Below are 22,265 nucleotides of genomic sequence, written 5' to 3' on the forward strand. Positions count from 1 at the left end.
AGAAAGTGATTGACATCACATGCTTATAACCATAAAATACCACTAATCCGATAAGTATTATTGTTTTAAAATCATGGCTTTAGGACGGTGATATTCTTGCAAAGAAACGCTACTCACACCGGCTATTATCCACATCAACCTTCATTCGAAAGCATACTTAACAATTATACGGAATGCTGGTCATCTTATAGTCGGCATAACATGGGAGCTCTCTACTACTCTTTTTATCTAGATGCTCCTCATCGTGATCAGATGATGATATTTCCGGATGGGTGCATTGACCTCATTATTTGCTGTAACAAAGACAATCCAACAGCTAATATTTGCGGTTCGATTACGAAGGAACGAGAAGGGATATTCTCCAACGCGGGATGTGACGTATTTTCGATTCGGTTTCTACCTGGGTATGCTGACCGTTTCCTTAAACATTCAGCTTCACATTTCACCGACCAGGAAATCCCTCTTCAAGATGTAATCCCAAATGCTGAACAGTTGTTAACGCATATTTCAAATGAGACGAGTATGCAGCGTCGGATGACCATTTTCGAAGGGTTCTACAATCAGGTTTCACGTCAAGACTATGAAATTCCGCTCCTGGTGAAATACATCACTGAACAGATCACGACCAGTAACGGTGCAATCAGTATGGTTGATTTGTCTCAAGATATTGGATATTCTTCGCGCTACATCTCGAAGCTCTTCAATGAATATGTTGGGATGTCGCCTAAGCTATTTAGCCGTATTGTAAGATTTCAACATGTATTGGATGCACTATTAAAGGGCAATTACGAAGGAATTCTAGAGGAAATTATGGAGTTGGGGTACTATGATCAAAACCACTTTATTAAAGAATTTAAAGCGTTCTGTTCGTTTACCCCCAAAAAATATATCGAATATCAGGCATCTCTTCCCATGTAATGCTTCTCGTTTGTTCGAACCCAAGACCCCATAATTCCAAGTAAAAAAGGCTTTGAGTGTACGTGATGTACACTCAAAGCCTTTTTGCTTCGTAAATGTGAGTATCCTTTGGGATTGCACTCCAATTAACACGCATATCAGTACAACGTACAGTCTGTCCTGATCGATCAGATATTCGATTCATGGGTTACATTTATTTCAAAGTCAATTCCTTCTGCCACGTTAATTCATTCCCCGTCTCATTCTTGAACACGAACAAGACTTTCCCTTCCTCTCCCTTCATCGCATCCGGATAAATAAAGCCTGAGAATTGACCATCCCCACTGATGTAGAATCCGTCATCTCCTGTTGCTCCGTTATTCGCAGCCTCCACCAATGTCGTGTTCATCTGCGTTTTCTTAGAATGCCAAGCCATGCTTGCTAGGGCGTACCCCTTAGGTAATTGTTCGACCTGGAATGTGAAAGCATTCCCGTTCATTCCAGGTTGTTCTGTCTGATCCACAACGATCAAGATCGGGGTTACTGATTCAGTTGATCCCTGTTTCTCGGTATCTTTCACAGTAGATTCATGACTCGCAGGCTCACCCACTTTCGAATGATCTAGTATGCTGCAAGCACTTGTGAATGCTAGTACAACTATGATCATAACACTATATATAATCTTCATGTTCATCCATCTCATTTCTGTCTATCTCTTGTAATGTGAAATAAAAACTTACGCCTTGTTCCGTGTTCTGCACGCCGTATTCACTCTGATGAAGATTCAAAATATGTTGTACGATGGCTAAACCTAAGCCCGTACCGCCAGACTTACGATCCCTTGAACGTTCGGCCCTATAGAAAGGTTCCCATATCCGGGTTATATCCTCAACAGCTATAGGGGAGCCTACGTTATCGATTCGAATAATAAGCTGACGCGGATGTAATCGATACATTCGTACACGAATTTCACTTTGTTCCTTCGCGTGCCTTATGGCATTACTTAGTAAGTTCAACAAAACCTGCTCGATCTTCCGCGGGTCTGCGGATACGTTACATGGAGCGTCGGTCTCATCTATCATAACCATTTGAAGTTTTTTCCGATCCAACTGTTGTGTGAATGTATCAACGACTCGCTGTACTACATCCATGATTGGAAATGCAACAAGGTGGATTTGTATGACTCTTGCCTCAAATTTGGATAGTTCTAACATATCGATGATGAGCGCATTCATACGATCAGCCTCTTGAAGGATAAATCCTAGATATCGTTCCCGCTTCTCTACAGCCACATCGTCTTGGAGTCCTTCCGCGAAGCCCTTCACGATCCCTAAAGGTGTCTTTAATTCGTGAGACAGATTTGCGATTAACTCTTTCCGAAGATTTTCTAATCGTTGCTTCTCATCCATATCTGACCGCAATTGTTCATTAGCTAGCATAAGTTCATTCAATGTCCGATGTAATCTTTCTGCTAATGTGTTCAAACTCTGCGCGAGCGCACCGAATTCATCCTTCGTATGGATCGTTGTTCGTACCGTAAAATCTAACTCCGCCATGTTTATTGCGGAACGACTTAGCTTGATCAACGGTCTGGAGATCATTCTGGAAAATATCAAAGACAACAAAACAATAAAGAATAATAGCGCTGGGGCCAAATATAGATAGTATTTCTTCAGCATACTTACCGCTTCGCCCACGGGTTGAAGCGAGGTCATCGCGAACAAAAAGCTTCCATCCCGAGCATCCGAAGTAAGTCGTTGCATGACAACCGCATAGTTCACACCGCTCCAAGGATCCCTCCATTGAAAATGTGATGAAGTCTCGCGATTGAATCGTTCTGCGGCATGAGCATCACTTAGAATCTTGTCCTTCAGTACATCATCGATGAGACTGTCTTGATACAGAGGGTTGAATGAACGCTGCTCTGGCAGGAGCATGTCACGAATGTTCCCTTCAAATCGCGTTAACCCTTCTTGCACATCCGATCGTTCTCGTTGGATTTGAACGGGCTTCATGATGCGATCGGCTTCATCAACGAAATAGCCATCAACCACAAGAAAATCGCCAATATGAAGTCCTTGGGGTAAATCTGTCGCTTGCATGCCTTCGGAAGGAATCCGAATCGTAACAGTTTTCCCTTTCTGTTCCACATCAATATAATAGGGTTCCATACTTAATCGCTGGAACGATTCATCCAATATCACCATGCTGGCATTATTCGTGTTCATGAACTGACCAAGCAACCGTGAAGCTTCTTCACGTCCGTCCCGTGCTATCTTGCCATACTGCTGGCTAAATTCCATGATATGTCTTTGAAGTTCACGCTGCTTTGAGTCCATGTAAAACCGATCAAAGAATAGTCCTTGGGCTAACATGACGAGTGCGAAGATCATCAGTATGAATGCAGAGGTAACTAGAAATAATTTGAACACCACACTATTTTTCTTCATAGATCCATCTCGAACTTATAGCCGTAACGAATAACTGTGCGAATCAAGCGCCCCTCCGCGCCAAGTTTTGACCTTAACCTTTTGACATGCGTATCGACGGTACGAAGATCACCTTCATAATCGAACCCCCATACGGCGTTGAGCATAAAATCTCGGGGTAACACGGTCCCTTCATATTTCGTGAAAAGAATTAGTAATTCATACTCTTTGGGCGTCAAGCTTATCTCCGCACCTGCTAGGGTGACCGTATGCGATCGTTTGTTAATCAACAATGCTCCATAGCTTAATTGATCTCCTTCTCGTCCTAGCGTTCCCTCTGTCCGCTTTAACAGTGTAATCGCTCGTGCAACCAGCACTTTGGGACTAAAGGGTTTGGTCACATATTCATCGGCGCCGAGCTCGAATCCTATCATTTGATCATCTTCATCCGAACGTGCTGTAATGATAATAATAGGAACATCCGAATGCTGACGGATACGCCTGCACACCGCCCAACCATCTACCTTTGGCATCATAATATCCAAGACAACTAGATCGAAGGAAGTCTGTTCGAATAGTTCCAATGCCTCCATGCCATTGTCTGCCTCCACCACATGCCATTGCTCTTTTTTGAAATAGTCTGTCATAAACTCTCGCATCAGCACATCGTCTTCGACGAGCAATATTTTTCGATTCATCCGACCGCTACACATTCATGGCGTAGACAGCAATGGTCTTGCCGAATTGGCTGATCCACATTTCACCGTCACCAATCATGACGCCTTCACTATTGACGAACAATTGATCCAGCTGTTGGGCGAGCAGCTTTTTCTTCACCTGAGAGGTCATGATATGATCGTAATTCTTCATAAATTGTTTTTTCGATTGGATCAGCTTCGATTTGCCTTGTTTATTAACTTGCAATGGATAAGACATCAGCGCGGCTACCGCTTTACGGTTATTCTTTGCGACTGCCTGCTGAAGTTTACCGATATATTTGTGTAAAGCCGCAGGGTCATCAATTCCAGCAACTTCATAGGGATTGACCGCAGCTTTAGGGGTATTTTTCACACGCTGCATTGAAATGTTGGTCCCTGCTTCAACGGATGAATGGTTCGCATACGCTGAGACCTGCCCCGTTAACATCATTGATACAATCATCATGCTTAAGACTATTTTTGTTTGTTTTCTCATTCTGATAACCTCCGTTATTTTGTAACAAACCTGATTATAGAATGCTCTTGTGTCCAACGTGTGTACTTTTCGAAACTTCCGAAAATTGCTCCTGCTCAGAATCTTCCCGATTTAAAAATAGCATAAATCAACCATAAGACGAGGACAGTTGCAATGCCTAACCCAATCTCAATGACAGGGAAATCCCACAACATCGTGGCCTGATGCCCCATGGAAGAACCGATAATGAGCCCAACCATAATAATACTGAGAGACAGGAGAACAATGCTGAAAGACATCTTATTACTAATTCGATCCATCTTGCTTAGAAATTCACTAAGCTCGGGTGCTGTGACCTCTACACGAACCTTTCCTTTTTGAAGGAGTGTACTGAGATTTTTCAGGTTCAATGGAATTTCCGTAACTAAATCCAGATAGTCTGGGATATCCTCGATCCATTTTTTTATGACTTTCTTCGGGTTAAACTGGTCCATAAACAGACTGCGCCCATAAGGTTCCGCAACATCAAAAATACTAAATGAAGGATCCAGCGCGGTGACAACCCCCTCCATCGTTAATAATGTCTTACCTAACAATGTCAGTTCGGAGGGAATCCAAATTCGATGACGAAAAGCAACTGTGAAAAGATCATTCACGGCATCCCCCATACTCACTTTGCTTAGTGGCACTTGATAGTATTTATCTCTCAAATCATCCACATCGGCTCTTAATTTGCTCTCGTCAACATCCTCTGGAACAATCCCCATTTTGCCAATCGCACGCAGAACACCCTTGGAACTTTGATTCCTTAAAGCGATCACAAGCATAGCAAAATGCTGCTTCATCTCTGTCGTTAACCGTCCCACCATTCCGAAATCAAGCAGTGCCAAACTTCCGTCTGAAAGCACAAGCACATTCCCCGGATGTGGATCACCATGAAAGAAACCTTCAATCAGGATCTGATGAAAAATAACCGATGCGAAGCGATTGGCTAATGCCGTGCGGTCAAATCCCCTCTCTTCAAGGCGTTGGTGCTCCGATAATTTGATCCCTGCGATAAACTCCATGGTTAATACGCGGCGCGTACAGTACTCATCATATAATGCAGGAACCTTAATATCCTTCATACGATCACACTGGATCGCAAATTTATAACCATTGCGAGCCTCAGCGGTATAGTCAAGTTCTGCTTGAAGAGACCTAGCTAATTCAGAAATGACTTCGGATAATCGATAATTCCTCGCCCACTCGAGACGTTTCTCGGCTAATTTCGCGAATTCAGCCAGCATATCGAGGTCGGTCTCGATCAGTGCTGCGATGCGAGGTCGTTGCACTTTCACCGCGACGATGGTGCCATCCTTCAGCTTGGCTTGGTGTACTTGCCCGATTGAGGCTGACGCCATGGGTATCTTTTCAAATTCAAGGAACAAGTCTGTTATGCGTTCGCCTAATTCATCCTCCACGATATGTGCAGCTTCATGATAGGAAAAGGGTGGAACGTGATCTTGGAGATGTTCAAGCTCTCGGATCACATCCGGGGGGAGCAGATCCGGTCTTGTACTTGCGATTTGCCCTAACTTGACAAATGTTGGACCCAACTCCTCAAGCAATCTTCGAACACGTTCACCTATTGTTTTCACATGGATTTCCTGGTCTTCACTACTCCTGAAGTAAGATACAGGATCAGGTAACCCTAACTCATGTACAAGATAGCCAAAGCCATTACGAACCAAGGCCATCGCAATTTTCCGATACCGTTCGAGATGTCGTATGCTTTTTTTTACGTTCATAGGCGTCCTCCCTGGTACCGGTTATATCAAAGCGAAGCACAGGATTATGAATGGTTATTCATCTGCTGTTCCAGCTTCTCTACGCGTTGCACCAACGCATCGTATTCTGATCGTGGCACCCAATTCCGCTCTCCCACGACAGCTTGGACACGCTCTTGAACCACAGTCTCGAATTTCTGACGTGTTTCTTCACCCTTCTTTACAAGTTCATCAATCATCTCAGACGACTCTTGGCGGGTTACTTCCCCTTTCTTGACCAGTTCATCTACTACTTTTTCAATCTGTTCTTTGCTTTCCGCTGCAATACCAAATCCTAATGCGATAGTACGGTTAAAAAAATCCTTCATGTTGTCTGTCTCCTTTTGTGTAATGTCAACTCAAGCATGCATGATCCCCTGATGTCCGCTTATTAAGATAGTATTTTCGAAAATTGACGTCATAAACAAAAATGCCCCAATTCCATAGAACTAGGGATGATCAAGCGACACATTTCATACATTTATTTTCTTTTTGTTCTTAATCGAAGCGACAATAAGCATGGTCCCATCACACCTCCCATTATTTGCTTTTCTTGGCGAGGTTATACAGAGAATACAAATGACGAATGAAATATCAGCCCCTTCCGGAAAAGAAATAAAAACTGGTTTTTTGAATAGAATAATCTTGAGGACAAGCTATAGGAGGTAACAGAATGGATAAGCAAGAAGCTAAACCCGCGGAATTAGATGAGTCTACCCTTCATAAGCTGCAGTCATTTGAAGAAGCGCTATGCGATTCAACGGGATCAAACATTGTATTGGTGGCCTATCAGGCGAAGACGGAGAAATCCGAGAAGTAAGTTGGATCAACAAATATGAAATAAAAAAATGCCTCGTGACCTTCTTAACGAAGGACAGTGGCATTTTTTAATCCTGACGATTGATTATCGATCATTGTTGTAAATCTGCTTCTTCCTTGAGAGTCAAACGCTTCGAGCTCGATCGATTCCTCCAAGTTATACGGCAGCACGACATCATAAAATCTTAAATGATCCCTGAGTTCGATCATGTTCACTGGCGTTTGAATCCGACTCCTATCCCCCTTCACGACTACACGCGTGATATCAGGATCTAGGATCACACCGAACAGGACTCGAAAATCCGCCTCTGCTCGCGTGATGATCAGCTGATAGGATAGCGGCTCTCCGAGGGACATATCCGGCTTAACTAAAGATATACCAGAGCCCGAATGCCCACCTCCGGTGACCCATTTCCAACCTCTCCACGTTTTACGAACGTAATCGGCAGAGACAACCACCTGATCATTATTGATCGGTCGCAAGTAAAAGACGACTTCGCCATCGGATACGGGCTGCTGTTGAACGATATGTTCGAGGAAATTGTCTCCTCTCGCCTTTTCGATGGCTTCCATTGGGGTTTGACTATAGTTTGAATTAAGTCCAATCCAATAAGTCATGAAAAAACCTGTTATCAATATAAGAAAAAGGCTCGTCGTAAAAAAAATACGTTTCTTCAAATGACGCCTAGAGTACACCATCCATAACGTCTCCTTCTTGGTTACTGCTGCACACCCGTTCTTCTCATCAGTCTCCACCCCGATAATATCGCACTACAACTTATTGCCATCAGGACGGCCTGATACAATCTTTGATCCATTCGCCCCTGATCATCGATCGAATCTGTTCTTTCATCCTCTTTGTTCATTCGTTAATTCAAGAATCATCGTTATTGATGTATCCACCATCCCGATCTCATGAAATCCGTACCTTTCATAGAGCTTCACAGCATAGTTATTGGGATCGACACTAAGGGATATCGCTGGAAGCTGCTTCGCCTTCCCATATTCTAGGATGGACTCAAGCAGCAACGTGCCGATCCCCTTCCCTCTGTAGGCATCTATAATTGCAATATTTAGTTCCGGCGTCTCCTCATTTACATATCCATACCCTTGATTGCTTTCTTTAAAAAAACGCATGATCACCGAGCCTACGCGTTCCCCTTGCGCATCAATAGCTATATATCCATAGTCACCGATCCTGCCCCAACCCTCCACGTATTTAGAAAGGGATGGCTCATGAATTACATCTCTTGGAAAAGGGCATCCTCCCTCAGGTACGTAGAGTGACTCATATAACATTTCCCACAAAAAGGGGATATCTTCTTCACCGATAGGTCTAACCTGAAACATATCCGGATTCTCCTTTACAACCGCGTCTTCAAATTCCTAGTCAACCCGAAATCGATCCCTTCTCCAATTCCGCCAAACGAGTTAATATTCTTCTCTTGCGATAGAGCATCCGTGCAGCCTCCGCCACATCCAACAACATCCCTCGATTGATATAAGCACCGAAGATCATCCCTGCGATGGGTACCATCTGGAAGAGCTTCTTCCATCCCCAATTATCACGATACAAGGTGATTACCTCATGCCAACCTTGGATGCGAGATACTGTGGTATCCTCTCCTTGCCCTGACGCTTGGCCTGCCATGACATACGTATTCAGCTCATCAAGAATCGCGCGTTTACCCACAATATCCGATGAGGCGAATTGCATTACTTTCACGGTAAATACGCGTTCCTCTTTCAAATTCGGGTCATATCCATAACATAATCCAATTTCCTGAATGACCTTCAGTGCTAACCCTAGAACCGCAGGGATATCTACAGCAAGTGTGAAAATCCCGCCAAACCCTGTTGTCGCCCCTTGTACCGTCGCAAATTTACTGCGACTGCTGGCCAAGTCTTCGGACACGGCATCCATCACGGGAAGCGGAAATGTATCCTTTGGTAAATTTTCAGTACGTTGTGCTTTCTCTTGTAAAAGCCGATAAATGGACTCATCTGATACGAGATAACGTCCTCCATGCTGAATATAGCTTCCCAGCTCATCAAGCGCTTTCCCCAACTTATCATGGATGAATTTTGGTGTAAGTCGATCTAATATTTTGAAGGGAAGTCGAGAGAAACGCTCCCAAATCCATAAATCCTTCTGCTCTTTCTCCCACTTATTCACTTCGGCAAGTGCAAGCGTTAATTCATCTTTCGATTCCTTCGGAAACGTTGTATTTTGTCCTTCGTGATCAGCCACCATGTTCTTCATCTCCATCCATTATACGGAAAGCTATTATGCCATTAGTACGCTTAAATATTACGTTTGGTTTCGTCGGAGCTTATCTTGTTCCCATAAAAAAAAGTAACCGCAAGCTCGCGGTTACTTCGTACAACATTACGTATTGGACTCACTCTCGATTTCTTCTTCTAAGCCATGAATACTGTGCTTCAAATGAATATTCTTCTCGCGAAGGCGTCTTGCATCCTCCGTAGAGATTTCGGTGGCATGCTCATCTAAGTACTTCTCTTGCTCTTGAAAAGATTGTTGTGCGCTTTGGAGAGCTTCTTCCAAAATTTTAGTATTCGCTGTAGATTGATGTTCTTGGCTCATCCTATGAACTCCTCGTCGTTTCTTATCGTTGGACAAACAGATGTCAACCATAAGATGGCATGATTTGTGCATTCTTATACATTCCATGACTCATCAACCATGCTAGAGCTTATTATAGTCGCGTTTCATAATATTTTTGACCAGACTCGCCCATTTTGGATTTGCCGGACAATACTTGGTCGCGACTTTTTCCACGGAGGTGTATCCTTTTTTCACATAGTTCTTCGATAGAAGCTGGCCAAATCGCTGGACGCTCGCTCCTTTCGTTTTGAAGCTGTTGGCGTTTTTATTGTTACCTCCGGTCGCATTTAAACCGAAGAGATTATTTTTATTTTTAGCTAATGAACTTTTCCCATTTCCGCTCTCAAGCTTCATCACCGCAATGGTAAAGTACGCATTGATTCCATATTCTTCTTCGACCTCAAGGATCGCGCTCTCTAAATCATGACCCGCTAATGCCGTGCCTTTAAAAATCTGCGCAATATGCGCTTCCGTCAATCCAGAATCTGACTTCACTGTGGATGTAGGTTTACTAGGTTCATGCTGTATTAGCTTTGGTTTTGGTTTGGGTGTTAAATTGGGCTTCAGAACAGGAGGGCGTTTCACCAATTCTTTTTCCAGTGAGCTTTGATCCGCAATATCAATATGTATGATTTTGGCATATCCTCCATGGACATAACCACCAGCTTTCAGCTGCAACCAACCTTCCTTCGTCGTTTGCACGACATCCAGAATGGTTCCCTGCTCCACCACTTTCACTCTCTTCGAGGCAACCGTAGGCCCTGTACGAACGTTCAAATAATCAGCTGTAACTTCGTATGATGTTGTACTCGGCTTCTCGGCTACTGGAACTGGCTTGGCAACGGATTTCTGTAATTGCTCGGGGACTGCGGGACTCGATGAATTGGATTTCGTGGTCGAAGAATGAAGTTTAGATATCACTTGGTACATGACTTTGTGCCACCGGGATATTTCGGAGTTAATTTCATTTCTATTCAAGGGTTGAATCGTAGCCACGGATCTTTCGGCTGCCTGAGCAGGAGCCTTAAACTCCATACCTAACGTCAGCAGCAAAGTTGCGCATAACGCATATACGAACAGTTGTTGATTGAATATTCTACGCATGACGACACCTCTTCCTTTGTGTGATGAAGTATACTCGTACTTGCTAGGATATAGGTTAGATTGTACACATTCATATCTGAGAAGCATGTCAAACGGTCTGCGAGGAATTCTTGTTTCTTTGTCGGACAGAATAGAATGATCTTAGCACCCCAAAAAGCTACAGGATATCATCTATTAGGAACGTTCGTTCGGTAAAGTGGGACAAATGCCTATGCAACAATACCTCAATCTTTCAAGGGACGAAGGTTAACAAGGTTGTCCACTTCACGGAAAATTGCAGACGTTCTTTTTCGACATGGTAAAAAAAAGATTAAAAAATAGTTACAAAATCATTAAAAAAAACAGCAACCACAGAGGTACCTCTGTAATTGCTGCTTGGTATGAAGGGTTCCATTATTTAATATACGCACTGCTCACTAAATCGGCTGCAATCTTTTCTGTAGGAATAACGAATTCTACGACGCCCATATATCCCGGCGCTACTACATACTTATCAAATGAAATCACAAGCTTTCCTTCAGTATTAATATAGAAGCTTTGATCCTTTTGGATGGTCGTAAAGGTTTCCATCGAATCCATATCCGGCGCTCCTTCCACCCAATAGAACTTATCCGGATCTGATTTCATTTGAGCGTTCATTTGTTCTTTGATGATTTGACTAATGGTGGTCACATAGGTATCGTCTTTGAACAAACTAGGAAGCGTGATCAATACTTGATTCTTTTTATCGATCGTGTCATATTTTATCGTTGTTGATGAAGAACCTACTGTGTTCACGACGTATCTGCCGATGGATAAAATCTGTTCATTATCCGTTTTTACTTCATAGCCGCTGTCAATGCCTAAGTGACCGCCACTGCCTTCCTGCTTCATAGCTTCCATATCCTTCTTGAAATCTTCGTACAATTGTTTATTCTCTTCAAGATATTGCTTGTTCAGCATCTCTTCGAGTTTTTTATTCTCCAAGTTCGTTACCGCAGGTACTTTAAGATCAGCATTATACGTGTCTTCATCCACTTTATATTCTCGGAATGTGATGACCTTTACGATGTTATTCAGCACCGGGATGTCCGAAAACGCATTCGCGAACGTTGGACTGCTATTCACGCCGGATACAAACACAATCACGGCTGCTGCCGTCCCCATGATCCATCTCAAATTTGTTCGTTTTGTGCGATGCTTACGAATGGCTTTCTTCACAACAAAGTCCAATTCTGCAGGAATGGGGATCTCTTGATAATTATTTTTTAAGTGCTCTAAGTTTTTATCCATTACGATTTATACCTCCACATAGGAATCATCATTCAGTTTGACACGAAGGACACGGAGCGCTTGATACAACCTTGTTTTCACGGTATTGATGTTCTCATCCAACACTTCAGCAATTTCTTCGATCTTCAAATCCTCAAAATATCGCAGAACCACGACACTTCGGTACTTCACAGGCAATTCCTCTAAGGCTTTTTCCAGATCAATATTCTGGTATACATCCGGCATACCTTGACTGTAGGATTCAAGTGTTTCTTCGTCCATCAATTGAATTCGTTTCTGCTTTCTCAAGAAGTCCAAGGACGTATTCACGACAATGCGATAGAACCAGCTTTTCATCGCATCGGGATTTTTTAATGACGCGGCAGAAGAGAAAGCTTTATGTATAGATTCCTGTACAATATCCAATGCATCTTCTGAATTTCGAACATAGCTATATGCAAGCCGGTAAATGCTCTCCTTATGATCAGTGATGCACTGAACAAGTGAGTTCTCTAATTTTTTATTGCTAAGCATGGTATTCTTGCCTCCACATTTTGTACGTAATTGCTTGATGTAGCTATGACGTTCTACCCCGTCCAAAAAGTTTTACGCTAGTCAAAACATTTTATTTCCTCCTTATTATGCGTCTCTTTGTGTCTTCTATAGGCAGGACGGAAAACGTTCAGAAAAAGTTTGTTGGCAGAATGCCACACTACATACTCGGCAAAAAAAGAACAACTGAACAAGTGTCCAATTGTTCTGACATTCGGTTATAAACTGCCTTCGTAGATCTCTTCCGCAGACTTCTGTGACCATTCGTCAATGGTCATGTTGGGATGGCTACTGAGGTAGGTTAATAGGATTTCGTAACCTTTGGAATAGCCGTAATTGGGTGGGAAGATGCCTCCGCCCAAAATGATTTGGTGTATCATTCCTGGATCTGTAGAATGGAGATTTTTAATGAATTCCTCATCTAACTCTTTATTATCATCGAATGGAAACTCCACGACGTTAGGATAAAGGATGGTCTGAAAATAGACTGCCTTCCCCTCCATCACAATATTTTCTAATAGGTCAACTTTTCGATTTGAGTCATAGTATTTGTACATCCATACACTATGGTGATATTCATGAGCTATAAAACTATTGAAAATACTGATATTCGAATCTGGAATGTACTTGATGATAATCTTCCCCGCACCAGGTGTAATTCCTATTGTCGTCTTAAGATTAGATTGATCAGGCAAAATACATATATTCGTTATCGGTCCAGGAAATTGTTCAGCAGATTTAGTCAAAGATTCTTTAGCTGCTCCAATCATCCTATTGACCTGTTCATTGTCCAAAGCTTTTTCTAAACTGATTAAATCCGTAGGTGGATTACTCTTGTATGTATTCACAAGCCACTCTGCTACCCCATTCGCATAACACCTGCTGCTGACGGGAGCCAATACCGTCTCTTCATAGATCCGTTCTAGGTCTTTCATCTTATTGTCCTTCGCTCGCGCAATATATTCCCGAATGAGACCATCCATCATAATGATATGAAAGGTCTGTTTTTGACCCTTGTTCGTGACGGTGAACGTTGTAATCGAGTCCGGATCCAGTGAGTCACCTTCTTCCGATGCACTACATCCGCTTATGTACAACGAGATTATAACCAAACATAATAGCATTCTTATGACCATACGCGTCATCAATTTCTCTTTTCTCAACGTTTGATCCCCTCTACTCACAATTTCCAGAATTATCTAATCTTTGAATCTAGTATAATCCAAATTGAATCATCTGGAAACGAAAAAGACTGTCTCTCATTCCTTGAGAAACAGTCTTTCGTAAGTGTTACGCTCTACGACGAGAACGGCCTACAAGTTTGATTAGCTCAACCACGATCAAAGGAATGATGGATAAGACGATAATCAATGCCCAATGTGCACCACTCAAAGATACAAGTTGGAAAATATCTGCTAATACAGGTACGACCGATACCGCAAGTATAATGCCTATAGATAACATCGAACACCAGAATAAAGGTTTATTCGAGTAAAAGCCAATCGTGAAGATGGATTTCATGTTGCTGCGAACATTGAAGATATGAACGACGGAAGACCATCCGAGAATAACAAATGCCATCGTCTGTCCAACTTCATAAGAAGGAGCTACCGTGTCAGAAATCGTTACAAAGTTACCTACATAGTATCCAATCAGGGTAATGATGGTAAATACGGTCGCTTGAATCCCGATTTTCTTCCCTAAGCCATTAGCAAAAATACCTTCATTTTTACCAATCGGCTTCCGCTGCATCGTATCTTCTTCCATATCCTCTTTGCTTAGACAGAAACCTGGAATACCGTCAGCAACCACGTTAATGAGCAATAACTGAATGGCAATGACCGGGGCTCCCCAGCCAAGCAGAATTGCGATAATCATAATGAAGATTTCGGAGATATTACAGCTTAACAAGAAGTAAATCGTCTTGCGGATGTTCTCATACACACGTCTTCCTTCACCAACGGAATCCACAATGGTTGCAAAGTTATCATCCGTTAACACCATGTCAGCCGCATTTTTGGCGACATCCGTCCCGGTAATCCCCATAGCTGCCCCTACATCGGCTGCTTTCAACGCTGGTGCGTCATTCACACCATCCCCTGTCATTGCGACGACAGCTCCATTCGCTTGCCATGCTTTGACGATTCGAATCTTATCCTCAGGAGACACGCGTGCATATACCGCAATGTCTTGAACACTCTGTACCAATTCTGCTTCTGACATCTTCTCCAATTGCGCGCCGGTAATTGAACGGTCACCATCTGTTAGGATGCCAATCTCACGGGCAATCGCAGACGCTGTAACAATATGGTCCCCCGTGATCATGACCGTCTTAATACCTGCTTCTTTCGCCAATCTTACGGCTTCTTTGCTCTCTGGACGAGGCGGATCGATCATTCCAATCAAACCTGCGAACGTAAGCCCATGCTCTAATTCATCTGCATCCAATGTCTCAGGCAACTCTTTATAGAATTTAGAAGCCACTGCAATCACGCGTAACGCTTTTTCAGCGAACTGATCATGAATTCTTTTCGCCTTGTCCGCATATTTCGTGCTGTAATCTGAATCCTGATCAATCGGAATCCGATCGAAGGCGCCTTTCGTGATGGAGATAAATCCATTTTCCGTACGATGAACCGTCGTCATCAGCTTACGATCCGAGTCAAATGGAATTTCGAATACTCTTGGATACATCACTTCTAAATCGGACCTCTTCATATGCTTATCTTGAAGCAATCGAATGATCGCGGACTCTGTTGGGTCACCAATAATCCGTTCTTCCCCATCATTCGTCTCAATCGATGCATTATTCGCCAAGCTTAACATCGTCAACAATTCATTCTCTGCATCCGTGAATGCTGCAGTTGCTTCTACAGGATCATGTTCAACAGCCCACAATTGTTGAATGGACATCCGGTTCTGTGTTAATGTGCCTGTCTTGTCAGAACAAATGACAGACGCACTTCCAAGTGCTTCAACAGCGGGTATTCTGCGGATGATCGCGTTCTTCTTCACCATGTTCTGAACACCAAAAGCAAGCGTGATCGTTACAATAACAGGCAATGTCTCCGGAACCGCAGCGACGGCAAGAGATACGGCGGTCATTAACATTTCCATCGCCGTTTCACCATGGTACAGCCCAATCAGGAATACGACAAGTCCAGACGCAATCGCGATGATACTTAGTTTTTTACCCAACTCATGAAGTCTCTTTTGCAATGGTGTTTTGGTTTTTTTCGTGCTGTTGAGGAGACCTGCAATTTTACCCATCTCCGTATTCATTCCGGTCTCAACGACGACAGCTTTCCCCCGGCCATTCGTAACCAAGCAACCAGAGAATAGCATATTAAGGCGATCACCTAATGGATCGGAATCCGATACTTGCGCATGCTCGTCCTTCTCCGAAGGCAGACTCTCTCCCGTCAGAGCAGACTCTTCTACTAGAAGTCCCGTGCTCTCAATTAATCTCGCATCCGCTGGAATCATGTCTCCGGCTTCGATGACAATGATATCTCCAGGAACCAGCTCCTTCGCATTAATCGGCTGAATCACGCCGTCACGAATCACCATAGCAAGCTGGGTATTCATATTTTTCAAAGCATCCAACGCTTTTTCCGCACTGCGTTCCTGGCGAATCCCTAATACGGCGTTAATCACGACGATAGCTATAATGACAATCGGTTCTGCGAAATCATGCCCCTTCGTAATGGCTAAATACGTTGAAATCGCAGCGGCTACGATTAGAATGATTGTCGTGACATCTTTTAATTGGTGAAGGAGCTTATCACCTAGCGTTTCTTTCTTCTCCTCTTCGAACTCGTTCGGTCCTGCCTGCTGCAGGGCATCCTCAGCTTGCTGCTTCGTTAACCCTTTCTCTTTGTCCGTATGCAGCGTTTGAAAAATACTTTCTAGCTTCTTCTCCATCCATTTCATCCAATGCACCTCTTTTTATCTTTATTTTTCCCATAGCCTAATTAGCATATTCACCATCTTCTCATTGTCCATGTGCTGTTTCGTTGGCCTGCCATACAGATCGTCTTTCACCCTTTCAAGTAATTTAATATACGTCACACTGTTCGCAATCAACGAGATTGCGCTTATTTCCTCATCAGGGATCTTAGGTTCCGTTAGGTTTGCAATTTCTTTCTCTAATTCTTGGGTAATGTATTCAAAAATAGTCGGCTGTAAAAAATTCAACTCTTTACTGCCCATTTCTTTTGCGGTAATCATGAAGAACGGTTTATATTTCTCATAAATCCCATGTATGAATTCAAACTTGGCTAGAAGTAAATCACGTATATTGTCATGCGTCGTATGAAAAAACATATCAATCTCGGACTTGATTTTATTGGCTTCTAATTCCAAGGCTTCATGGATTAACTCATCTTTGCCTTTGAAATGCTTAAAGATCGTCGCTTCATTCACACCTGCGAGTTGTGCCAGACATTTCGTTGTTGTCCCTTTAAATCCATGTAGAGACATATTTTCCAAGGCTGCATGCATGATTTTTTCTTTTGTCACGTTTTTCATAAGATAACTCCTCTCTTCCATAAAATAATCAAGTACTTACTTGCTTAATTTAAGTCTAACGATGACAACCCGAATAAAATATGACTCAAATCACACTTTATTAGTAAAGTTTACGATTAACAAGCAGGTCTTCTTCATTTTGTGCTCCGGTCCACGCTTTATACATACATCGCCAAACACAACAAAAACCCCGTATCCCTAAAGATACGAGGTTTTATGATCCTGTAATGATCTCTGTTTAAACACCATGCTGCTTTCCACGAATTACCTATTCCTTCATCGTGATTGCAATATGATCATCATTCGCTTTCCACTCCACTTTGGCCCCCAAGTTTTCACTGATAAACCGTAATGGCAAATAGCCCGTGCCTGAGATGATAAAAGGGGTATTCGGAAGTTTAACAGGTTGTCCGTTCAGCGTAGCTTGGCCTGTTTTATACTGAATCTGGATCTTAACCAGCGTATTGCGATCCTTACTCTGACTTACGGTTACGGTCTTGCTTGCCTCATCCCATACCACGTCGGCTCCCATTTTTCCAAATACGGAACGGAGAGGAATAAAGGCTTGACCATTCCGAAGAATGACCCCACTTGTTAAAGGAATAGCTTCCCCATTCAATCCGACTGTGATCGGCTTCTGCACGGCAACAGGTTTATCATGTTGGAATTCATAGTCGCCGCTGCCTAATTGAGCATTCTTGTTGATTCCCCATCCCCAGAGCGTGCCGTCATTTTTTTGCATGATCATGTGGCGATTGCTTGTTTTGATTTGGGCGATCCCTGATGCGATTTGGGTAAAAGTTGGATTGCTAGGCATGGTCTCTCGATCGATCGAAGTCGTCCAGACTTGTCCATTCTTTGTTAACGCCACAATCGATCGCTCCACGATACGCGCCTCTTTTACCTCTTTCATCGTTGTGAGTAGAACAGGAACAGCCTGTTCATGGTAGGTCGTTCCATCCGAAAACCCTGTAATGCTAACACCCCAGAACCACAGATTGGACTGTTCATCAATAGCCAGATACGTGTTTCCGTTAGAGGCGATTCGTTGTATCGATGGTAATCCTTGCGTCTGAACAGCGGATCCGAATGAATCCCGGGGCAATAGCCAGACGGAACCGTTTTGATGGAGCGCCATGTTCTGGTCTATGGCTGTGATGCGTACCAGGGATGGAATCGGTTGGAACATATCTAGCGTCGTTCCAGTGTTCGTCCATACACTTCCGTCTTTTTTCAAGAACAGCCAGCGGAGGACATTGGATTCCTGCTCCCAATAATTCGTTACTTGAATCACATCGTCAAGGCCCGCGATCGGTACAACATCATCGAATTGTGGAATATATGTACCTGATTTCGTCGGAAGCACGTAAACTTTACCTTCACGATCGACGGCAACTGCTTCTGAGGAACCTGGGTACAGGTCAACGAGATCTTTTAATCCTTTGATTTGTTTCATCTGTACAGTACTTGAAGAAGATTGTTCCCAGTACCATACGGTTTTGTCTTTCTTTTCAACAAACAGATCTAGGAATGAATGTTCAACTTGATCTAACTCTGGAATTTGCGTTGGTACCGATTGATTGCCTCCCCAAATCCAGAACGTACCGTCGGATTTGACAAGTGAATTCGGCTCAAAATATACCACTTTGGATGCTGCGGAAGCTTCTGTAGCAAATGTGCTCACTGCCGAAAAGAATATTAATGAACACAACCCCAAGATCGTCATCCATTTTTTCATGTCATGATGCACTCCTTTTATCGTACTTGCCAATAAATCTCAATACCCTTCGACATTATATACTCTTTTAACTGACAAAAAGTTGCGTTTTACAACATCTATGATCATTTCCAATATGAATTGACAGATATGACTTCAGGTTATATAGTAAACCCCATATTTGGTTTCATTTGAATGGCAAGGAGTGTAATTTATGAGCCTAAACGGTCCGCAAGTGGAGACCCTGAAGGCTCCACTTGGCGAAGATTCTTTTATCCGAGGAGTTAAAGATTGTGTACCTACCTTGTTAGGATACCTCAGTATTGGGTTTGCTTCGGGCGTTGTCGAATACGCGGCTGGCATGTCCATCCCTGAAATCGCCCTGATGTGTCTTCTGCTATATGCTGGATCTGCGCAGTTTATTGCTGCAGGCATGTTGGCATCGGGTAGTTCGATCTTCTCGATCATTTTCACCATTTTCTTCGTGAACTTACGCCATTTACTCTTAAGTGCAGCGTTATCCCCCTATTTTCGGCATTTGACACCGTTGAAGAACATGCTTATCGGATCTTTGTTGACCGATGAAACCTTTGGTGTGGCGATGAATGAATCTGCGAACAAATCAAGACTCAGTGATAAATGGATGCATGGACTGAACCTTACTGCTTACCTCAACTGGTTCGCTGCCAACATCGCTGGAGCATTGCTCGGTCAATGGATTTCCAATCCTGAACAGTGGGGATTAGATTTCGCCCTGCCTGCTATGTTCATCGGTCTGCTTGTACTTGCGATTCTGAATCGGAATAAGCTCGTTACGGATATTATCGTTGCCATATGTTCGGTGCTAATCGCCATTGGAGTAAGTACGTTTACTTCTCCAAGCATAGCTGTCATTGCTGCTACGATTGTAGCCTCTACTGTAGGGATGGTGATCGAAAAATGGACATAAGATGGAATGTGTTTCTTGTTATTTTAGGGGCGGCGTTCGTTACGTTTATTCCGAGAGTTTTGCCGCTTATGGTGCTCAGTCGGACAAAGTTACCTGAATGGGGAATGAGATGGCTGCATTACGTACCTATCGCTGTCATGGCTGCTTTAATAGGTCAAGAATTATTAGTTCACGACGGAAAGGCATCTTCCATTACGCAATATATCGAGCTGATCGCGGCTCTTCCTACGTTTTGGGTCGCCATCAAGACACGCAGCTTGTTGCTCACGGTCATTGTTGGCATCCTTTCCGTCATGGTTCTGCGGTTCATTTTCTGAGTATGGATGATAGGTTACGCTGCAAGCATGGAAGCCGACATGTTCGATATGTTCGATTTTTCTGAGTACATCTTACTTGCTTGAGATTTGTGGTACAGCTTGTTGTGGATGATTCCCATCACCGCAGCAGGCTCTACATCCCCTCTTCTTGCCATTTCCACTAAGGTCGCCATATCTCCCATCTGATAGGCAACGGCCATCACATGCAAGTACTCCCTCATTCCTTCATCTTCCGGTAAACGAACAGAATCTTGCTGCATATCATCGCGAACTGTACGCATGGATTGACGTGCACGATGCAGAGCTGCTTTTACGGCTCCCTCCGTTGTCTTCAAATATCGCGCCGTCTCCTCGATGGTATATTCAAAGACATCACGAAGCAGAAATACAGTCCGTTGGAGTGGCGACAAGTGCTTCATGAGAGCTTGCAGCGCCAATTCTATATTTAATAATCCGTAATCCGGCATCACGGTGTTCAGTTCACTCATCGCTTGAATCTGTTGGAACAATTTTTTCCTACGACATTGATCAATCCAAGTATTCTTCGCGATACGTTTCAACCTTGCTTCCATATGGGGATGATCCATGGCGTGTAACGGGTGAAATGCCTTTACCCAAGTATCTTGTGCCAAATCTTCCGCATCCCAACGAGATTGGGTTAACGAAAGACAATAACGTTGTAAAGTGAATCTCCATTGTTCTATATTCATAGGTACGTACCTCCCTTATTCCTATCGTGTACTCGCAGGCCATACTTCTCCTTATGGTAAAACGATTCAACCCTTTCATAAGATACGCACTTTTCAAAAAAATAAAATAAAGCGTCGTTCGCCTCATTGCCCGTATCTTTCGCGATCCTCCAATCGTATACAAGATAAATAATTGTTTATTGGAGGAGATTAGATGAATATGTATATTCCTTATGTCGTTGAACAAACCAGCCGAGGCGAAAGGTCCTACGATATTTATTCCCGATTGTTAAAGGATCGGATTATTTTTGTGGGATCCGCCATAGATGATGCATTAGCGAACAGCATTACCGCTCAACTTCTATTTCTTACAGCCGAAGATCCGGAGAAAGATATTTTCATGTATATAAACAGCCCCGGCGGATCAACATCGGCTGGCTTTGCGATCTATGATACAATGCAATTTGTGAAACCGCCAGTTCATACCATATGTACAGGACTCGCGGCATCCTTCGCCGCCATCTTGTTACTCGCCGGGACCAAAGGGTATCGATTTGCTCTACCCAATAGCGAGATCATGATCCATCAGCCACATGGCGGCGCCCAAGGTCAGGCCAGTGATATTGCGATCTCAGCGAAACGCATACTCAAGACGCGTGAAACACTGAATCAAATTACGGCAGAACGAACGGGGCAACCCTTGGAACGAATAGAAAAGGATATGGACCGGGATACCTTTATGTCCGCTCAAGAAGCCTTGGAATATGGGATTATCGATAAAGTAATTACATCCATCTAAGCTCTAAGGACTGTCGATTCACTCGACAGTCCTATTCATATATGTTAGGAACCCCTCTCTTGATATGGGCATATGCTGATCGATCTTAATCTGCAAGGAGCTTTGATATGATGCCATATGTTCATTATAACGCACAACCACTCACCTTCGTTCTTGTTCATGGATCATGGGCTATTCCAACAATTAAGAAAAAACTCAAAAGACGATACCATGATGCTGCCATTTCCTGTATTTCGCGAATCCTTTGTCAATTTAGCCGACATTCATTAAGCTAATAACTTGTATAATCATATTTCGCCTGAACCTGCAGCCCCTTTGTTTGAACGACTCGATCTCAAGAAATTCTACTCCTTGGCTACACCACGGAGTTATGTTTATTTGACGGAGGATAATGTAATACCTCAGACCGACGATGTGGGATGGCATCCCCACTTATCGAGTCGCCTAGGCTTGTTCCGTCTCATTAAAGGTCCCGGTGATCATATGTCAACCGCCTATAATCATCCCAAGATGTTAGCAGAATTGATCTATGAAGCAGGTAGAGATTAACATCCGTATAGGAGATTCGCGAATATTCAGACCTACAGCCCCTCATGCCATGAGTG

General features: G+C 43.3%; 24 protein-coding genes. 6 read left to right on the forward strand and 18 right to left on the reverse strand.

Translation table 11 applies throughout. The features are described from left to right. Nucleotides 1-96: 96 nt before the first annotated feature. Nucleotides 97-918, forward strand: coding sequence for a helix-turn-helix transcriptional regulator (locus BVG16_RS22035; protein WP_144027451.1), 822 nt, complete (start codon nucleotides 97-99; stop codon nucleotides 916-918). 193 nt (nucleotides 919-1,111) lie between these two features. Here the strand turns inward: BVG16_RS22035 and BVG16_RS22040 are convergent, their stop codons facing one another. From BVG16_RS22040 to BVG16_RS22065, 6 genes are all read right to left on the reverse strand, one after another. After that, nucleotides 1,112-1,585, reverse strand: a complete 474-nt coding sequence (locus BVG16_RS22040) for a hypothetical protein (RefSeq protein WP_233147135.1) — start codon at nucleotides 1,583-1,585, stop codon at nucleotides 1,112-1,114. After that, the gene (locus BVG16_RS22045; protein WP_078501349.1) at nucleotides 1,569-3,347 is read right to left on the reverse strand and encodes a sensor histidine kinase; all 1,779 of its coding nucleotides are present in this window, start codon (nucleotides 3,345-3,347) and stop codon (nucleotides 1,569-1,571) included. Before BVG16_RS22045 ends, BVG16_RS22040 begins: the two co-directional genes overlap by 17 nt. Further along, nucleotides 3,344-4,024, reverse strand: coding sequence for a response regulator transcription factor (locus BVG16_RS22050; RefSeq protein ID WP_078501350.1), 681 nt, complete (start codon nucleotides 4,022-4,024; stop codon nucleotides 3,344-3,346). Before BVG16_RS22050 ends, BVG16_RS22045 begins: the two co-directional genes overlap by 4 nt. 7 nt (nucleotides 4,025-4,031) lie before the next feature. Continuing rightward, nucleotides 4,032-4,520: a hypothetical protein gene (locus tag BVG16_RS22055; protein WP_078501351.1), complete on the reverse strand. Its 489-nt coding sequence runs from the start codon at nucleotides 4,518-4,520 to the stop codon at nucleotides 4,032-4,034. 95 nt (nucleotides 4,521-4,615) lie between these two features. Then, a complete protein-coding gene (locus tag BVG16_RS22060) occupies nucleotides 4,616-6,289 on the reverse strand; it encodes an ABC1 kinase family protein (protein WP_078501352.1) in 1,674 nt (557 codons plus the stop codon). A gap of 44 nt (nucleotides 6,290-6,333) precedes the next feature. After that, on the reverse strand, nucleotides 6,334-6,636 hold the full coding sequence (locus BVG16_RS22065) for a phasin family protein (protein ID WP_078501353.1): 303 nt from the start codon (nucleotides 6,634-6,636) through the stop codon (nucleotides 6,334-6,336). Nucleotides 6,637-6,980: 344 nt separating this feature from the next. Between BVG16_RS22065 and BVG16_RS32905 the strand changes: the two genes are divergently transcribed. After that, nucleotides 6,981-7,127 carry a hypothetical protein gene (locus tag BVG16_RS32905; protein ID WP_158081752.1) on the forward strand — a complete coding sequence of 49 codons (147 nt, stop codon included), beginning with the start codon at nucleotides 6,981-6,983 and terminating at the stop codon, nucleotides 7,125-7,127. Nucleotides 7,128-7,171: 44 nt separating this feature from the next. On the opposite strand, the gene BVG16_RS22070 is transcribed toward BVG16_RS32905, so the two are convergent. The 11 genes from BVG16_RS22070 to BVG16_RS22120 all read right to left on the reverse strand — a co-directional run bounded on the left by BVG16_RS22070 (nucleotide 7,172) and on the right by BVG16_RS22120 (nucleotide 18,927). Next, nucleotides 7,172-7,744: a hypothetical protein gene (locus tag BVG16_RS22070; RefSeq protein WP_144027452.1), complete on the reverse strand. Its 573-nt coding sequence runs from the start codon at nucleotides 7,742-7,744 to the stop codon at nucleotides 7,172-7,174. A 231-nt stretch (nucleotides 7,745-7,975) separates the two neighbouring features. After that, nucleotides 7,976-8,476 carry a GNAT family N-acetyltransferase gene (locus tag BVG16_RS22075; protein ID WP_144027453.1) on the reverse strand — a complete coding sequence of 167 codons (501 nt, stop codon included), beginning with the start codon at nucleotides 8,474-8,476 and terminating at the stop codon, nucleotides 7,976-7,978. A gap of 40 nt (nucleotides 8,477-8,516) precedes the next feature. After that, a complete protein-coding gene (locus BVG16_RS22080; RefSeq protein ID WP_078501355.1) occupies nucleotides 8,517-9,380 on the reverse strand; it encodes an EcsC family protein in 864 nt (287 codons plus the stop codon). A gap of 135 nt (nucleotides 9,381-9,515) precedes the next feature. Beyond that, nucleotides 9,516-9,731 carry a hypothetical protein gene (locus tag BVG16_RS22085; RefSeq protein ID WP_078501356.1) on the reverse strand — a complete coding sequence of 72 codons (216 nt, stop codon included), beginning with the start codon at nucleotides 9,729-9,731 and terminating at the stop codon, nucleotides 9,516-9,518. Nucleotides 9,732-9,833: 102 nt separating this feature from the next. Next, complete coding sequence (locus tag BVG16_RS22090) at nucleotides 9,834-10,856, reverse strand: glucosaminidase domain-containing protein (RefSeq protein ID WP_158081753.1); 1,023 nt, start codon at nucleotides 10,854-10,856, stop codon at nucleotides 9,834-9,836. Nucleotides 10,857-11,249: 393 nt separating this feature from the next. Then, a complete protein-coding gene (locus BVG16_RS22095) occupies nucleotides 11,250-12,128 on the reverse strand; it encodes an anti-sigma-V factor rsiV (protein WP_078501358.1) in 879 nt (292 codons plus the stop codon). Nucleotides 12,129-12,134: 6 nt separating this feature from the next. Then, entirely contained in the window at nucleotides 12,135-12,641 is a 507-nt protein-coding gene (locus tag BVG16_RS22100; RefSeq protein WP_078501459.1) for a sigma-70 family RNA polymerase sigma factor, read from the reverse strand. 236 nt (nucleotides 12,642-12,877) lie between these two features. Beyond that, nucleotides 12,878-13,822, reverse strand: coding sequence for a DUF2268 domain-containing putative Zn-dependent protease (locus BVG16_RS22105; protein ID WP_078501359.1), 945 nt, complete (start codon nucleotides 13,820-13,822; stop codon nucleotides 12,878-12,880). Between the two features lie 127 nt (nucleotides 13,823-13,949). Continuing rightward, nucleotides 13,950-16,592 carry a cation-translocating P-type ATPase gene (locus tag BVG16_RS22110; RefSeq protein ID WP_078501360.1) on the reverse strand — a complete coding sequence of 881 codons (2,643 nt, stop codon included), beginning with the start codon at nucleotides 16,590-16,592 and terminating at the stop codon, nucleotides 13,950-13,952. A 21-nt stretch (nucleotides 16,593-16,613) separates the two neighbouring features. After that, a complete protein-coding gene (locus BVG16_RS22115) occupies nucleotides 16,614-17,189 on the reverse strand; it encodes a TetR/AcrR family transcriptional regulator (protein WP_078501361.1) in 576 nt (191 codons plus the stop codon). Nucleotides 17,190-17,457: 268 nt separating this feature from the next. Beyond that, nucleotides 17,458-18,927 carry a stalk domain-containing protein gene (locus tag BVG16_RS22120; RefSeq protein WP_078501362.1) on the reverse strand — a complete coding sequence of 490 codons (1,470 nt, stop codon included), beginning with the start codon at nucleotides 18,925-18,927 and terminating at the stop codon, nucleotides 17,458-17,460. Nucleotides 18,928-19,120: 193 nt separating this feature from the next. Here BVG16_RS22120 and BVG16_RS22125 point away from each other — a divergent pair, with 193 nt between their 5' ends. Both BVG16_RS22125 and BVG16_RS22130 read left to right on the forward strand, forming a co-directional pair. Beyond that, nucleotides 19,121-19,855 carry an AzlC family ABC transporter permease gene (locus BVG16_RS22125; protein WP_078501363.1) on the forward strand — a complete coding sequence of 245 codons (735 nt, stop codon included), beginning with the start codon at nucleotides 19,121-19,123 and terminating at the stop codon, nucleotides 19,853-19,855. Further along, the gene (locus tag BVG16_RS22130; protein WP_078501364.1) at nucleotides 19,846-20,172 is read left to right on the forward strand and encodes an AzlD domain-containing protein; all 327 of its coding nucleotides are present in this window, start codon (nucleotides 19,846-19,848) and stop codon (nucleotides 20,170-20,172) included. Before BVG16_RS22125 ends, BVG16_RS22130 begins: the two co-directional genes overlap by 10 nt. Nucleotides 20,173-20,186: 14 nt before the next feature. On the opposite strand, the gene BVG16_RS22135 is transcribed toward BVG16_RS22130, so the two are convergent. Next, nucleotides 20,187-20,882, reverse strand: coding sequence for an RNA polymerase sigma factor (locus BVG16_RS22135; RefSeq protein WP_078501365.1), 696 nt, complete (start codon nucleotides 20,880-20,882; stop codon nucleotides 20,187-20,189). A gap of 193 nt (nucleotides 20,883-21,075) precedes the next feature. On the opposite strand from BVG16_RS22135, the gene clpP reads away from it, so the two are divergent. Continuing rightward, the gene (gene clpP, locus BVG16_RS22140) at nucleotides 21,076-21,660 is read left to right on the forward strand and encodes an ATP-dependent Clp endopeptidase proteolytic subunit ClpP (protein ID WP_078501366.1); all 585 of its coding nucleotides are present in this window, start codon (nucleotides 21,076-21,078) and stop codon (nucleotides 21,658-21,660) included. A gap of 378 nt (nucleotides 21,661-22,038) precedes the next feature. Further along, a complete protein-coding gene (locus tag BVG16_RS32910) occupies nucleotides 22,039-22,209 on the forward strand; it encodes a hypothetical protein (protein WP_158081754.1) in 171 nt (56 codons plus the stop codon). The last annotated feature ends 56 nt before the right edge of the window (nucleotides 22,210-22,265 follow it).

The organism is Paenibacillus selenitireducens (assembly GCF_002021565.1).
Classification (GTDB): Bacteria; Bacillota; Bacilli; order Paenibacillales; family Paenibacillaceae; genus Paenibacillus_K; species Paenibacillus_K selenitireducens.

Excerpts from the sequence above, each read along its gene's own strand:
- BVG16_RS22040 (WP_233147135.1), bottom strand. The coding sequence starts at position 1,585 with ATGAAGATTATATATAGTGTTATGATCATAGTTGTACTAGCATTCACA.
- BVG16_RS22045 (WP_078501349.1), bottom strand. The coding sequence starts at position 3,347 with ATGAAGAAAAATAGTGTGGTGTTCAAATTATTTCTAGTTACCTCTGCA.
- BVG16_RS22050 (WP_078501350.1), bottom strand. The coding sequence starts at position 4,024 with ATGAATCGAAAAATATTGCTCGTCGAAGACGATGTGCTGATGCGAGAG.
- BVG16_RS22055 (WP_078501351.1), bottom strand. The coding sequence starts at position 4,520 with ATGAGAAAACAAACAAAAATAGTCTTAAGCATGATGATTGTATCAATG.
- BVG16_RS22060 (WP_078501352.1), bottom strand. The coding sequence starts at position 6,289 with ATGAACGTAAAAAAAAGCATACGACATCTCGAACGGTATCGGAAAATT.
- BVG16_RS22065 (WP_078501353.1), bottom strand. The coding sequence starts at position 6,636 with ATGAAGGATTTTTTTAACCGTACTATCGCATTAGGATTTGGTATTGCA.
- BVG16_RS32905 (WP_158081752.1), top strand. The coding sequence starts at position 6,981 with ATGGATAAGCAAGAAGCTAAACCCGCGGAATTAGATGAGTCTACCCTT.
- BVG16_RS22070 (WP_144027452.1), bottom strand. The coding sequence starts at position 7,744 with ATGACTTATTGGATTGGACTTAATTCAAACTATAGTCAAACCCCAATG.
- BVG16_RS22075 (WP_144027453.1), bottom strand. The coding sequence starts at position 8,476 with ATGTTTCAGGTTAGACCTATCGGTGAAGAAGATATCCCCTTTTTGTGG.
- BVG16_RS22080 (WP_078501355.1), bottom strand. The coding sequence starts at position 9,380 with ATGGTGGCTGATCACGAAGGACAAAATACAACGTTTCCGAAGGAATCG.
- BVG16_RS22085 (WP_078501356.1), bottom strand. The coding sequence starts at position 9,731 with ATGAGCCAAGAACATCAATCTACAGCGAATACTAAAATTTTGGAAGAA.
- BVG16_RS22090 (WP_158081753.1), bottom strand. The coding sequence starts at position 10,856 with ATGCGTAGAATATTCAATCAACAACTGTTCGTATATGCGTTATGCGCA.
- BVG16_RS22095 (WP_078501358.1), bottom strand. The coding sequence starts at position 12,128 with ATGGATAAAAACTTAGAGCACTTAAAAAATAATTATCAAGAGATCCCC.
- BVG16_RS22100 (WP_078501459.1), bottom strand. The coding sequence starts at position 12,641 with ATGCTTAGCAATAAAAAATTAGAGAACTCACTTGTTCAGTGCATCACT.
- BVG16_RS22110 (WP_078501360.1), bottom strand. The coding sequence starts at position 16,592 with ATGAAATGGATGGAGAAGAAGCTAGAAAGTATTTTTCAAACGCTGCAT.
- BVG16_RS22115 (WP_078501361.1), bottom strand. The coding sequence starts at position 17,189 with ATGAAAAACGTGACAAAAGAAAAAATCATGCATGCAGCCTTGGAAAAT.
- BVG16_RS22120 (WP_078501362.1), bottom strand. The coding sequence starts at position 18,927 with ATGAAAAAATGGATGACGATCTTGGGGTTGTGTTCATTAATATTCTTT.
- BVG16_RS22125 (WP_078501363.1), top strand. The coding sequence starts at position 19,121 with ATGAGCCTAAACGGTCCGCAAGTGGAGACCCTGAAGGCTCCACTTGGC.
- BVG16_RS22130 (WP_078501364.1), top strand. The coding sequence starts at position 19,846 with ATGGACATAAGATGGAATGTGTTTCTTGTTATTTTAGGGGCGGCGTTC.
- BVG16_RS22135 (WP_078501365.1), bottom strand. The coding sequence starts at position 20,882 with ATGAATATAGAACAATGGAGATTCACTTTACAACGTTATTGTCTTTCG.
- clpP (WP_078501366.1), top strand. The coding sequence starts at position 21,076 with ATGAATATGTATATTCCTTATGTCGTTGAACAAACCAGCCGAGGCGAA.